The organism is Sphingorhabdus sp. (assembly GCF_044354325.1).
Lineage (GTDB): Bacteria > Pseudomonadota > Alphaproteobacteria > Sphingomonadales > Sphingomonadaceae > Sphingorhabdus_B.
In genome coordinates this window covers 1-12,781 of the sequence record NZ_JBILAF010000058.1, presented here as the reverse complement: position 1 = coordinate 12,781, position 12,781 = coordinate 1, and the positions used below count along the sequence as shown (strand labels likewise).

Genomic DNA, 12,781 nt, shown 5'->3' with positions numbered 1-12,781 from the left:
ATAAATGGCATTGACTCGGCAACAGCCAAGCAAATGCGTCAATTAATTTTTAAGCACTTAATTTTGCTCACTTTTTTGCAAAAACCCCTGTGGATATCTTCCGAATCGCGGGAAATCCGTCGCCTTTGCCTTTGTGACAGTGGGCAATAAAAAACCCGCCGGGAAAACGGCGGGTTTCAAATTTTAAGACTGGACCAGCCAGCCTGTAGAACATGGGTTAAGCGAGACCGCCAACCGCCTTTGTGAGGCGACCAAATTTGCGCGATGCTGTGTTCTTATGCAGAACGCCCTTGGATACGCCACGCGCCAATTCAGGCTGTGCAGCAGCGAGTGCGGCAGCGGCTGCCGACTTGTCACCGAGTTCAATCGCCGACTCAACCTTTTTGATAAAGGTACGGATGCGGCTGACGCGTGCGCCATTCACTTCGGTGCGACGCGCATTGCGACGGATACGCTTTTTTGCTTGCGGCGTATTGGCCATTTTTATCCTCGAATTTCGATATTTGCGGAGACGTCTTTATGAAACACGTCCGTTGAAGGAGCGGCCCTTAACCCTGCCCAACAGATTCGTCAACCTCGAAATACCGCACTATCGCTGACATTTCGCGCAGTAAAAGGTCGAACGCCCCGAATCAACGCGCCGTTGAACAGGCGCGCCGCAACCGCAGTCCTGCCCTTCGCGGCCATAGACGCGCCAATCCTTGGCAAAGTAGCCCAGTTCCCCGTCCGGTGCGGCGAAGTCACGCAACGTCGATCCGCCAGCCGCGATTGCCGCCGTCAGCACCTCTTTGATCGCCACAACAAGCCGAACAAGCCGGGGCTTGCTAATCGAGCTGGCTGGCGCCCGCGGATCAATGCCCGCCATGTGCAGCGCCTCACACACATAGATATTGCCCAAGCCTGCGACGATATTCTGGTTAAGCAACATCGCCTTAATAGGGGCCTTGCGTTCGTGCAGCGCATCGCGCAGCACAGTTGCATCAAATGCCGGCGACAAAGGCTCCGGACCCATTTTTTCAAAAAAGCGATAGCTGTCCAATTTGGCCGAATCGATAATATCGAGCGAACCAAAGCGGCGGTGGTCATTCAAAGCCACAACCCGGCCGCTGGCTGTTTCCAGAATGAAATGGTCGTGCTTTTCGATTTCCGCAGGATCAACGCGCCATCGTCCGGACATGCCCAAATGGAATATCAACGTATCCTCACGATCGGTATGGATAAGGCCATATTTGGCGCGCCGCCCAAGCGTATCGATTCGCGCGCCCGTCAGCCGCTGACGCAGATCGACCGGGATGGGCCAACGCAAGTCCGCACGGCGCGGTTCAGCCCGCACGATAATCTCGCCTTCAAGCACCGAACGCAGGCCGGCGACTGTGGTTTCCACTTCAGGTAATTCTGGCATATCGTTTTGCACCCAGGGTCAGGACCTATTGAATGCACCATCGCGGCGTCAAAATGGCAAAGATATCGAAGTAAAATGTCCGCCGCAGGCAGTTATTCTGCCTGCAAGGGCATTTTGCTTTGAGATCAAAGCCATTTTGGCGTCCTTCGGATTTGACCCATATTGTCTATTGCTACGTTGGCAAGCTTGGACTTAGAACCACTAAGTCCGGCGCTTACCGCCTTGCACTGAACAATATGGCCTCAAACCGCGAAGGTGCATTTAATAGGTCCTGACCCTAACAGCCTTTGCGGCTGGCGCAACAATCGGCTAGAGGCTGCAGAATGAATGATACGGTATCCTTTGGCTATGAACAGGTTAGCCCTGAAGAAAAGACAAAACGCGTAGGCGGCGTCTTTTCCAATGTCGCGCGCAAATATGACATCATGAATGACGCGATGTCCGGCGGCATGCACCGGTTGTGGAAAGACACCTTTGTCCGCCGTGTAAAACCGCGCGAGGGCGAAGATATCCTCGATATGGCGGGCGGAACGGGCGACATCGCATTCCGCATGGAAAAATCAGGTGCGCAGGTCACCGTATCCGACATCAATGAAGACATGTTGGACGTCGGTATGGAGCGCGCGATGAAGCGCGGGATCGACAGCCTGATCTGGTCCCCGCAAAATGCCGAAACGCTCAGCTTTCCCGATGCGCATTTTGATGCCTACACAATTGCGTTCGGTATCCGCAACGTCACCGACATTCCCAAAGCACTGCGCGAGGCACATCGCGTGCTGCGTTATGGTGGCCGCTTCTTCTGCCTCGAATTTTCGACCGTTGAATGGCCTGGCCTTGCGCAAATTTACGACGTCTATTCGGACAAGCTTGTCCCTAAGCTTGGCAAAGCCATCGCGGGTGATGAGGACAGCTATCGATACCTCGTCGAATCGATCCGCCGCTTCCCCGACATGCAAAACTTTAAGCGCATGATTGGCGAAGCAGGCTTTGTCCAAACGAAGGTAGAACCCATTTTGGGCGGACTTGTCGCCATTCATAGCGGCTGGAAGGTTTAACTTCCGCGCTGATGACACGTCCCGCAACCCATATTTTCCGTTTGCTCAAATGGGGCCGCATTCTCGCGCGGCACGGCGCGCTGCGCGCGATCGAAGCTGACCGGAACACGCCGCCGCAAGTTAAACGCCTTTGCCGTATCGCGCGCATCGGAACGCTTCAACCAAAGGTACCCGATTATGCCGGCGCCTTTCGCGCCATTGGCCCTGCGGCCATCAAGCTTGGGCAAACGCTTGCGACCCGTCCAGACATTATTGGTGAAGAAGCGGCGCGCAATCTGCTGTCGCTTCAGGATCAGCTTCCGCCCGCACCGTTCGATCTTGTGTACGCACAGATCGACAGCAGCTTGAATAAGCCCGCTGCAGAGCTGTTTGAATATATCGACCCCGTACCCGTAGGCGCAGCCTCCATCGCGCAGGTGCACCGTGCACGGACAACCGACGGCAAAGACGTCGCTGTCAAAGTCCTTCGTCCCGGTATTCGCGAACAATTTGCCCGTGATATCGAAACTTATGAATGGGCCGCGGCGCATCTGGAAGCATTGGGCGGCGAAGCTGCGCGCTTGCGACCACAGCTTGTCATCGCCAATCTGAAACGCTGGACCTTGCGCGAACTCGATTTGCGCCGCGAAGCCGCGAGCGCGTCTGAGCTGAAAGATGCCATGGTCGCCGTCGACGGCTATATGATCCCGGCCATTGACTGGGACCGGACGTCTGGCCGCGTGCTCACACTTGAATGGGTCGATGGCGTTAAGATTGCCGATATCGATGCTTTAAAAGCCGCTGGCCACGATCTAAACAAAATGGCCGAAAAGCTCGTGCTGACATTTTTGCGGCAGGCGATTTCGGAAGGCTTCTTCCACGCCGACATGCATCAGGGCAATTTGTTCGTGCAGGCAGATGGCACTATTGTAGCCATCGATTTTGGCATCATGGGCCGTATCAACCGGCAAGCGCGTTTCTGGCTTGCGGAAATCCTCTACGGATTGACCACCGGCAATTACAAGCGCGTCGCCGAAATCCATTTCGAAGCGCAATATGTGCCAAGCTATCATAATGTCGATGAATTCGCGACCGCCCTGCGCGCTGTTGGCGAGCCGACACGCGGCAAGCCCGTGAGCGAATTGTCGGTCGGGCAAATGCTCGACAGCCTATTCGCCATCACCCGCGACTTTGACATGCAGACCCAGCCGCATTTGCTGTTGTTGCAAAAGACGATGGTCATGGTCGAAGGCATTGCGACCTCGCTGAACCCAAGTATCAACATGTGGGATGTTGCCGCACCCTATGTGCGCGAATGGATCCGCGGAGAGCTTGGCCCGGAAGCCATGCTCGCCGACGGTATTCGCAAGCAAGCCGAAACCTTGCAGATGATACCCGACCTCATCCGCCGCTTGGACGAACAACTCCCCCGCAAGGGCGGCGCGCCAGAACCACCCCCGCTTCCGCCCGTACAGATCATTTGGGAACGTAAGGGCAAAAGCAACGGCTGGCGCTACATGATAGTGGCCATACTGGCAGGCGCCATTGGCGCTGCGGGCATGTGGGCAGCGGGATTGAGCTGATGACTGAAAAACGCGTCCTCCTGATCGTTAGCGGCGGCATCGCTGCTTACAAAGCGCTTGAACTTGTGCGCTTGCTAAAGCGTCAGGGTGTTGCCGTACGCGCGGTGATGACGAAAAGCGCGGCCGAATTTGTCACGCCGCTTTCGATGGGCGTCATGACCGAAGACCAAGTATATGGCGACATGTTCAACCTGAAGGAAGAACGCGAAATCGGGCATATTCAATTGAGCCGTCAGGCCGACCTTGTGGTGATTTGTCCGGCCACCGCCAATATCCTTGCCAAGATGGCCGCGGGTATCGCCGATGACCTAGCGACGACTATTCTGCTCGCGACGGACAAACCCGTTCTGGCGGTGCCGGCAATGAATGTCCGCATGTGGAACCATCCCGCGACACAGCGCAACTTGGCGCAGCTGCGCGCCGATGGCGTCCATATCATGAACCCCGATGAAGGAGCCATGGCGTGCGGCGAATTCGGCCCGGGGCGCCTGCCCGAACCGCCCGTCGTTGCCGAACAAATTTGCGGCATGCTGGGCGTGCCCTTCAATACGCAACTGGCGTCGGGTCGTTCACCGACCACCATGTCAAGCGCGACGCCGCTTACCGCGCAACCCGATTTTGCCGATGTCGATCATCGTCCGTTGTTTGGCAAACGCGTTCTTGTGACCGCTGGCCCCACGCATGAGGCGATCGATCCTGTGCGCTACATCGCCAACCGTTCGTCGGGGCGTCAGGGTTTTGCCATTGCGGCGGCAGCGGCTGATTTGGGGGCTGAGGTTATACTGATCGCTGGCCCCGTGCATCTGCCGACACCGCCTGGCGTATTGCGTATTGATGTCGAAACCGCACTGGAGATGCAGGCTGAGGTCGAAAACGCCCTGCCCGTCGACGCCGCAATCATGGTTGCCGCTGTCGCGGACTGGCGCGCCGCGCAAGCGCCGGACCAGAAAATCAAGAAAGATGGCAATGCCATTCCGCCGCTCGCACTGACCGAGAACCCTGACATCCTTGCAAGCCTGGCCATGCACAAACAGCGTCCGAAGCTCGTGATCGGCTTTGCGGCAGAGACCGAAAATATCATTGCCCATGCGCAGGCCAAGCTTGCGAAGAAAGGCTGCGACTGGATTGTCGCCAATGATGTGTCAGGCGATGTCATGGGCGGTGAGAACAACGCCTTTCATATCGTAACCAAAGCAGGCGTTGATAGCTGGCTGGAAAGCCCCAAGGACGTTATCGCACGAAAATTGATGGAGAAGGTCGCCGATGAGCTCGCAAAAAGTTGAAGTGCGCGTCAAGCGCCTGAACCATGGCGCGGGCTTGGCTTTGCCTGCATATGCGACATCAGGCGCGGCTGGCATGGACATTTGCGCCGCCGAAAGCCTGAACCTACGCGCTGGCAAGCGCCATGCCGTCGCAACCGGCTTCGCCTTTGCCATTCCCGATGGATATGAAGTGCAGGTGCGCCCGCGTTCGGGCCTTGCGCTGAAGCATGGGATCACCTGCCTCAACACACCCGGCACCATCGACAGCGATTATCGCGGCGAAGTGAAGGTCATTCTGGCCAATATGGGTGAAGATGATTTCATGATCAACAAAGGCGACCGGATCGCACAGATTGTGGTGGCGCCTGTCACCCACGGCCACTTGGTCGAGGTGGATGACCTTGACGAAACCGTGCGTGGCGCTGGGGGTTTCGGCTCAACAGGCGTATGACGCTTAGCGATCAACAGCTCGACCGTTATGCCCGCCACATTGTGTTGCGCGATATTGGCGGCGCGGGTCAAAGCAAATTATTGTCGAGCCATGTCCTGCTCATTGGCGCAGGCGGCATTGGCTGTCCGGCGATCCAATATCTTGCGGCAGCCGGCGTCGGAACCATCAGCGTTGTCGATGATGATGATGTGGCGCTGTCCAATCTCCAGCGTCAGATTTTGTACAGCGACCAAGATATCGGCACCGCCAAAGTGGAAGCGGCTGGCGCTGCAGCGGCGCGGCTAAACCCCGACATCACCTTCAACGCGATCACCCAGCGGATTGGCAAAGACACCAGCGCCGACATAATGGCGGGCGTCGATGTGGTGATCGATGGCAGCGACAATTTTATGACGCGCCTGATCGTCAATGACCTGTGCCTTGCGGCAAAGGTGCCATTGGTGAGCGCCGCGATTGGGCAGTTTCACGGACAGATTGGCACATTCACAGGATGGCAGGCAGATGCGCCATGCTATCGCTGCTTCGTCGGTGATGCCCACGACCCCGATGATTGCGACGATTGCGCCACACAAGGCGTTCTGGGCGCGATGTGCGGGCTTATGGGAAGCTTCGCGGCGATGGAGGCGATACGCGCACTGACGGGCTTTGGAGAGCCGCAGCAGGGCAAGCTGCACCTGTTCGACGGACTAACGCCATCGATGCGGTCGATCAAATTGCCCAAAGACCCGGCCTGCTCCAGTTGCGGCGGCTTAACCGCCTAAGACTTCGTCCACCCATTTTGGAACAAGCTCCGTCGCCGGGCCATGGCGCGACTCAGTAAACCAAGAACTGCCATGCGATGGTTCAAGGTTCAGCTCCAATGTGGCGATGCCGTTTTGACGTGCTTCCCGCACAAGACCCGCGGCGGGATAGACTGCGCCGGACGTGCCAATGCTGACGAACAAATCAGCGCGGTTGAGTGCATGGTAGATATCACCCATGCGGTAGGGCATTTCGCCGAACCAGACGATGTCAGGCCGCAATTGGCCAGATATGCCGCACGATGGCCAGGTCGGTCTGTCAATCAATGTGCCACGCCAGCCATGGCGTACATCGCACGCGGTGCACCAAGCATTCAGATGCTCCCCATGCATATGCAGCAAGCGTTTGGTTCCTGCCCGTTCGTGCAAATCGTCGACATTCTGCGTCACCAAAAGCAAATTGCCGCTCCATTCCGCATCGAGCCGCGCCAGTGCGTAATGCGCGGCATTTGGTTCCACCTGCTGAATGCGTTCACGGCGCATATCGTAGAAACGCAGCACAAGGTCGGGGTCGCGGGCAAAGGCCTCGGGCGTTGCGACATCTTCAACCTTATGCTGTTCCCACAAGCCACCAGCGCTGCGAAACGTATCAATGCCGCTCTCGGCGCTGACACCTGCGCCTGTCAGAATGACGATGTTTTTGATTTGGCGATCCACATTTGCTCCTTCACCGTCCCGCTGCGGCCAACGTCGTACACAGCACAACTTGTTTCGGCTCCCTAATATAGTAAGACCCTTAAACAATATCAGGGTGACGGTTATGAAAATAGGAATCATTGGCAGCGCGGGCCGCATGGGGCAGGCTTTGGTCGACGCAATTGCGGCGGATGGTCAGGCATATGCAGGCGGCGTCGACAAAGGCGATGATCTTGCCGCTTTGGTTGCGTCATCTGATGTACTCGTCGATTTTTCCAGCCCGCATGCGATTGAGGCGAACCTTGATGCATGCGTTGCTGCGGGCAAACCAATCGTCATTGGCACCACCGGACTGGAGGAACGCCACCATTTCCTGATTGATGATGCAGCGCGCGACATTCCAGTTTTGCAGACGGGCAATACCTCATTGGGGGTGACGATGCTGTCAGCGCTCGTGCAGCAGGCCGCACGCCAATTGGGTGAAGATTGGGATATCGAAATATTGGAGATGCACCACCGGCATAAGGTCGATGCGCCGTCCGGCACCGCCCTGCTGCTGGGCGAAGCCGCCGCCAGCGGACGCGGCATTGACCTAAAGCAACATAGCGACCGCGGCCGCGACGGCATCACCGGCGCGCGCAAAGCGGGGGACATTGGTTTTGCATCCTTACGTGGCGGCAGCGTCGCAGGGGACCATCATGTTATTTTCGCGTCCGAACATGAACGGATCGAGCTGGTCCATCGTGCTGAAACCCGCGCGATATTCGCGCGCGGCGCGGTAAAAGCCGCAACATGGCTGACGCGGCAAAAAGCCGGCCGGTTCACTATGCAAGAAGTGCTTGGTCTTTGAAAAAGGCAGATATCTTCGAATTTTACCACCGGCTGGCAGAAGCGAACCCTGCGCCTGAAACCGAGCTGGCATATGGCAATGCCTATCAATTGCTCGTTGCGGTCACTTGCTCTGCCCAATCGACCGATGTCGGCGTGAACAAAGCCACCAAGGCATTGTTTGCGGAGGTCAAAACGCCCGCGCAGATGGTGGCGTTGGGGCTAGAAGGGTTAAAAGCGCATATCAAAACCATTGGGCTGTTTAACAACAAAGCCAAAAACGTCATTGCCCTGTCCGAGATATTGGTCCGCGACCATGCAGGCGAAGTCCCTGCAGACCGCGACGCGCTGGAGGCGCTACCCGGCGTTGGACGCAAGACCGCAAATGTCGTGATGAACACCGCCTTTGGCGCGGAGACCTTTGCCGTCGATACCCATATCTTCCGTGTCGGCAACCGGACCGGGATTGCGCCGGGCAAAACCGTTCTGGCCGTTGAAAAGGCGCTTGATAAGAAAACCCCGCAACCGTTTCGCGTTGGCGCGCATCATTGGCTGATCCTGCACGGCCGATATATCTGCAAGGCGCGCACGCCGGAATGTTGGCGCTGTCCAGTCGCGGACCTGTGCCGCTTCAAACCAAAAACGCCACCACCCAAGATCAAGTCAGCTACAGTTCAGACTGGCACCGTTAAATCAGCCGAGTAATATGGGAGAGCAAACATGCGTAAAATACTGCTAATCATTCCTGCTGTTGCTTTGCTTTCGGGTGGCGGTGCGATTGCGCTTTCCGGCAATAAAGCGCCCGAACCCGTCCGCGCAGTCGGCGAGCCAAAAAGCTGCGTCACGATATCGCAGATACGGTCAACGAAAGTCATCGATAGCCGCACTATCGATTTCCGCATGGCAGGCGGCAAGACCTATCGCAACACCCTGCCACAAAGCTGCCCGGGTTTGAAATTCGAGGAGCGTTTTTCCTACCGCACGTCAATCAACCAATTGTGCAGCGTCGATATTGTGCACGTTTTGCACGACCAAGGCGGGCGACTATATGAAGGTGCAGGATGCGGGCTTGGCAAGTTTCAGCAGATAGAGAAGCTTAGCGGCAAATAGCGGCTGACGATGTTGACTGCTTCGTCATCCTGAACTTGTTTCAGGATCTTAATAACGACCCAGCTAGGAAGTAAGATCCTGAAACAAGTTCAGGATGACGGGACGGAAAAGTTTATCGTAAGACTGAAGCCCTACTTCCCCGTCCAATTCCCGGGCCGCTTTTCGACAAACGCGGACATGCCCTCTTTCTGATCTTCCGTACCGAACAGTCCGTGGAACAGGCGGCGTTCGAATAAGACGCCTTGCTGCAACGTTGTTTCGAATGCGGCGTTGACCATTTCCTTGCATGCCAGCGCAGCCAAGGGCGCCATGGCGGCGATGGCTGTCGCAGTTTTGATGGCTTCGTCGACCAGCTCTGCGGCCGGAACGACCTTTGCGACCAACCCGGAACGTTCGGCCTCATGTGCGTCCATCATACGGCCCGTCAGGCACATTTCCATCGCCTTTGCCTTGCCAATCGCACGCGTTAGCCGCTGCGAACCGCCCATGCCGGGGGTGACCGCAAGTTTGATTTCCGGCTGCCCGAATTTTGCGTTGTCGCCGGCAACGATAAAGTCGGCCATCATGGCAAGTTCGCATCCACCACCAAGTGCAAAGCCGTTCACGGCCGCAATCCATGGTTTGCGGGTCGCGGTCACGCGGTCAAAGCCGGCAAAAAAGTTGCGGCCATACATGTCCGCAAAGGACTGGCTTTGCATTTCCTTAATGTCCGCGCCCGCAGCAAATGCCTTCTCGCTGCCGGTCAGCACAGCACAACGTTGGCTGTCATCGGCATCGAATGCAGCAAAGGCAGCAATGAGGTCCACCATAACCTGATTGTTTAACGCGTTCAAAGCCTGCGGGCGGTTGAGCGTGATGAGCGTCACCGCACCGCGTTGTTCAACCAATATTGTTTCGTAGCTCATAAGGGCTTCCATTCTTCTTGTGCCGGCAATGGAGCAAAAATCGCGTCGACAAGTGCGTCCGTAACGCCTTCGGCTGTCGCTGGATCCCATTTGGGGCTGTTGTCTTTATCCACGATTACGGCCCGCACGCCTTCAGCAAAGTCGGGGCGAACAATCACGCGGCTCGCGATGCGATATTCCATGGCCATATTATCGGCAAAGTCGGTGAGCTTGCTGCTCTCGGCCAATTGGCGCAGCGCAACTTTACAGGTCTGCGGGCTTTTGGTCCGCAAAGTCGCCAGCTCTTTTATCGCCCAATCGCTTTCATCGCCTTCCAAGCTTGCAAGAATATCCTCTAGCTTGTCCGACGCGAAGTGGCGGTTAATCTGGACTATTGTCTCGACGATTTTGGAATCTGGCGGCGTCACCGACAAGGTTCCCAATATGCCGTCAATCCGTTCGACATCCTCGGTCGCAATACGCGACTTTGCCTCCGCAAGAACATTGCTCGTCAGATAATGTGTGGCAAGCCCAAGCGAGAGACAACCTGCGCCTGCGATACGCGATCCCGTTAACGCCAAAAACTGGCCAACACGTCCCTCAAGCCGAGAAAGATACCATCCACCGCCGACATCAGGAAACAAGCCAATGCCGGTTTCAGGCATAGCAAACTTCGTGTTCTCGGTCGCTACACGGAAACGCGCAGGCTGGCTGATGCCAACGCCGCCACCCATGGTGATACCGTCCATGAACGCCACAACCGGCTTTGGATAACTAAACAGCAAATGGTTGAGCTGATATTCGTCGTGGAAGAACTTTAATCCCGACACGCCGCCATCATTCATGGCCGAATTGCGCAAAAAGGCGATATCGCCCCCCGCACAAAAACCGCGCCCGTCGGCATGATCAATAACCACGCACTTCACCGCAGGATCGTCCCGCCATTCCAGCAGGGCCGCAGTCATGGCATGCACCATCGGCAATGTCAGCGCGTGCAGTGCCGATGGCCGGTTCAAGCTGATGAAACCAGCATGTCCTTCGACCTTCAGCAAAATATCATCGGTCATTGCCGCAGCAAATCCCGACCGATAATCATGCGCATGACCTGGTTGGTGCCTTCCAAAATCGAATGCACCCGCAAGTCGCGCCAGAAGCGCTCAATGGGATAATCGCGCAAATAGCCATAGCCGCCGAAAAGCTGCAGCGCCTTGTTCACAATTTCGCTTCCGCTGTCTGTCGACAGTCGCTTGGCCATCGCGGAAAAACGCGACTTGTCCGGTGCGTTCGCAGTCACCTTGGCCGCAGCGATGTAGAGCAACGCACGCGCGGCTTCCAAATCGGTGGCCATGTCGGCGAGCATGAATTGCGTATTCTGAAAATCGGCGATAGGTTGACCAAATTGCTGCCGCTCTTTGGTGTAGGCAATGGTTTCGTCTAGGCAACGTTGCGCGCCGCCAAGCGAGCAAGCCCCGATGTTCAAGCGCCCGCCGTCCAAGCCCATCATCGCAAAGCGGAAACCGTCACCCTCTGCGCCCACGCGATTGGCCACCGGCACGCGGCAATCTTCAAATATCACTTGCGCAGTGGGCGAGGCGTTCCAGCCCAGCTTCTTCTCCGGTGCGCCAAAGCTCAAGCCCGGCGTATCCTTGTCGACAACAAGGCAGGTGACGCCCTTGGTCTTTTCTTCGCCTGTCCGGACCATGACAACATAGACGTCATTATAACCCGCGCCGGAGATAAACTGCTTCGTACCGTTCAAGACGTAGTGATCACCATCAATCCGCGCACTGGTCTTCAGCGCTGCTGCGTCCGATCCACTGCCGGGTTCCGTGAGGCAATAGCTTGCGATTTTCTCCATCGACACAAGGTCAGGCAAATAACGCGCCTTGAGTTCGGCGCTGCCAAAGCAATCAATCATCCACGCAGCCATATTATGGATCGAAATGAACGCACTTGTGGCGGGGCACCCATAAGCCATCGCTTCCATGATCAGCGCGGCCTCCAGCCGTCCAAGGCCAGTGCCGCCCGATTCTTCGGACACGTAAATGGCGCCAAAGCCAAGTTCGCCCGCCGCTTTCCAGACATCGACCGGATAATGCGACTTTTCGTCCCATTCGGCGGCATAAGGCGTAATCGCATCTGCGGTGAATTTGCGCGCCATATCTTGAATGGCAGCCTGATCGTCGGTCAACTGAAATTGGTTTTGCATAGGGTCGCCGTAGCATCGCGTTTTTGAGTTATCCAGCCCTTAGCTTTGGGCAGCGCACATATCGCGTCACCGGACAAATCGAAGGGCGCAATGATAGGTTTCATCCGCCGTAAAACCGCGCCCTTCGTAAAAAAGTGGAGCTGCCCAAAAAAAACTTGGCGCGATGCCGCTCCGCCTGCTAACCGACCGCCACAAGCACCCATAGCTCAGCTGGATAGAGCGCTGCCCTCCGAAGGCAGAGGCCAGAGGTTCGAATCCTCTTGGGTGCGCCATTCAAACCATTGATATATAACAATATTTAAACGCACCTCTGTGCCAGTTGCGGCTTAAATAGCGCTTTTTAGCTATGCACAAATCGTGCACAAATTTCTATGTTCATTCGCCAACTTCCTGATTAGGCTGAGAGAGTCGAAGGAAGGCGGATTATGGCTAAAGACGGTGATATTCGGATTGATCTGCGGGGTGACGGACGGGTCATTCTCTACAAACGGGATAACCTCAAAGATCCTGTCTGGCAGGCTCGTGTCCGTGTTCCGAACTCCACTGGCTACAAGAGAATCACCACCAAAACCTCTGATCAAC

The 12,781-nt window shown here is 56.4% G+C and carries 14 protein-coding genes and 1 tRNA gene; 9 read left to right on the top strand and 6 right to left on the bottom strand.

Going from position 1 to position 12,781, the window contains the following annotated elements:
* Nucleotides 1-217: 217 nt before the first annotated feature.
* A complete protein-coding gene (gene rpsT / locus ACIQ0G_RS06775; RefSeq protein ID WP_183941705.1) occupies nucleotides 218-481 on the bottom strand; it encodes a 30S ribosomal protein S20 in 264 nt (87 codons plus the stop codon).
* Nucleotides 482-589: 108 nt separating this feature from the next.
* Nucleotides 590-1,402 carry a bifunctional DNA-formamidopyrimidine glycosylase/DNA-(apurinic or apyrimidinic site) lyase gene (gene mutM / locus ACIQ0G_RS06770; RefSeq protein ID WP_397577249.1) on the bottom strand — a complete coding sequence of 271 codons (813 nt, stop codon included), beginning with the start codon at nucleotides 1,400-1,402 and terminating at the stop codon, nucleotides 590-592.
* 323 nt (nucleotides 1,403-1,725) lie between these two features.
* Between mutM and ACIQ0G_RS06765 the strand changes: the two genes are divergently transcribed.
* Genes ACIQ0G_RS06765 through ACIQ0G_RS06745 form a run of 5 tightly spaced genes read left to right on the top strand, consistent with a single transcriptional unit; the run spans nucleotide 1,726 to nucleotide 6,493 of the window.
* Nucleotides 1,726-2,457: a class I SAM-dependent methyltransferase gene (locus ACIQ0G_RS06765; RefSeq protein WP_183941707.1), complete on the top strand. Its 732-nt coding sequence runs from the start codon at nucleotides 1,726-1,728 to the stop codon at nucleotides 2,455-2,457.
* An 11-nt stretch (nucleotides 2,458-2,468) separates the two neighbouring features.
* Nucleotides 2,469-4,019, top strand: coding sequence for a 2-polyprenylphenol 6-hydroxylase (gene ubiB / locus ACIQ0G_RS06760; protein ID WP_397577248.1), 1,551 nt, complete (start codon nucleotides 2,469-2,471; stop codon nucleotides 4,017-4,019).
* Nucleotides 4,019-5,302: a bifunctional phosphopantothenoylcysteine decarboxylase/phosphopantothenate synthase gene (locus ACIQ0G_RS06755; RefSeq protein ID WP_397577247.1), complete on the top strand. Its 1,284-nt coding sequence runs from the start codon at nucleotides 4,019-4,021 to the stop codon at nucleotides 5,300-5,302. Before ubiB ends, ACIQ0G_RS06755 begins: the two co-directional genes overlap by 1 nt.
* Nucleotides 5,283-5,732 (top strand): dUTP diphosphatase, encoded by a 450-nt coding sequence (dut, locus tag ACIQ0G_RS06750; RefSeq protein WP_397577246.1) that lies wholly within the window; start codon nucleotides 5,283-5,285, stop codon nucleotides 5,730-5,732. The genes ACIQ0G_RS06755 and dut overlap by 20 nt, the downstream gene beginning before the upstream one ends.
* Nucleotides 5,729-6,493: a HesA/MoeB/ThiF family protein gene (locus ACIQ0G_RS06745; protein ID WP_397577245.1), complete on the top strand. Its 765-nt coding sequence runs from the start codon at nucleotides 5,729-5,731 to the stop codon at nucleotides 6,491-6,493. Before dut ends, ACIQ0G_RS06745 begins: the two co-directional genes overlap by 4 nt.
* Here ACIQ0G_RS06745 and ACIQ0G_RS06740 read toward each other — a convergent pair.
* The gene (locus ACIQ0G_RS06740) at nucleotides 6,482-7,189 is read right to left on the bottom strand and encodes an NAD-dependent deacylase (RefSeq protein WP_397577244.1); all 708 of its coding nucleotides are present in this window, start codon (nucleotides 7,187-7,189) and stop codon (nucleotides 6,482-6,484) included. The two genes, ACIQ0G_RS06745 and ACIQ0G_RS06740, sit on opposite strands and share 12 nt — an antisense overlap.
* A gap of 103 nt (nucleotides 7,190-7,292) precedes the next feature.
* Here ACIQ0G_RS06740 and dapB point away from each other — a divergent pair, with 103 nt between their 5' ends.
* From dapB to ACIQ0G_RS06725, 3 genes are read left to right on the top strand one after another with little or no spacing between them, the layout of a single operon-like run.
* A complete protein-coding gene (dapB, locus tag ACIQ0G_RS06735; RefSeq protein WP_306064019.1) occupies nucleotides 7,293-8,018 on the top strand; it encodes a 4-hydroxy-tetrahydrodipicolinate reductase in 726 nt (241 codons plus the stop codon).
* The gene (gene nth, locus ACIQ0G_RS06730) at nucleotides 8,015-8,701 is read left to right on the top strand and encodes an endonuclease III (RefSeq protein ID WP_397577243.1); all 687 of its coding nucleotides are present in this window, start codon (nucleotides 8,015-8,017) and stop codon (nucleotides 8,699-8,701) included. Before dapB ends, nth begins: the two co-directional genes overlap by 4 nt.
* Nucleotides 8,702-8,716: 15 nt before the next feature.
* Entirely contained in the window at nucleotides 8,717-9,106 is a 390-nt protein-coding gene (locus tag ACIQ0G_RS06725) for a hypothetical protein (RefSeq protein ID WP_397577242.1), read from the top strand.
* 131 nt (nucleotides 9,107-9,237) lie between these two features.
* On the opposite strand, the gene ACIQ0G_RS06720 is transcribed toward ACIQ0G_RS06725, so the two are convergent.
* The 3 genes from ACIQ0G_RS06720 to ACIQ0G_RS06710 are packed head-to-tail and all read right to left on the bottom strand — an operon-like array spanning nucleotide 9,238 to nucleotide 12,199.
* Nucleotides 9,238-10,011 (bottom strand): enoyl-CoA hydratase, encoded by a 774-nt coding sequence (locus ACIQ0G_RS06720; RefSeq protein ID WP_397577241.1) that lies wholly within the window; start codon nucleotides 10,009-10,011, stop codon nucleotides 9,238-9,240.
* Nucleotides 10,008-11,057, bottom strand: a complete 1,050-nt coding sequence (locus ACIQ0G_RS06715; RefSeq protein WP_397577240.1) for an enoyl-CoA hydratase/isomerase family protein — start codon at nucleotides 11,055-11,057, stop codon at nucleotides 10,008-10,010. The genes ACIQ0G_RS06720 and ACIQ0G_RS06715 overlap by 4 nt, the downstream gene beginning before the upstream one ends.
* Nucleotides 11,054-12,199, bottom strand: a complete 1,146-nt coding sequence (locus ACIQ0G_RS06710) for an acyl-CoA dehydrogenase family protein (protein ID WP_397577239.1) — start codon at nucleotides 12,197-12,199, stop codon at nucleotides 11,054-11,056. The genes ACIQ0G_RS06715 and ACIQ0G_RS06710 overlap by 4 nt, the downstream gene beginning before the upstream one ends.
* A gap of 195 nt (nucleotides 12,200-12,394) precedes the next feature.
* Between ACIQ0G_RS06710 and ACIQ0G_RS06705 the strand changes: the two genes are divergently transcribed.
* Nucleotides 12,395-12,471 (top strand) — tRNA-Arg (locus ACIQ0G_RS06705).
* The last annotated feature ends 310 nt before the right edge of the window (nucleotides 12,472-12,781 follow it).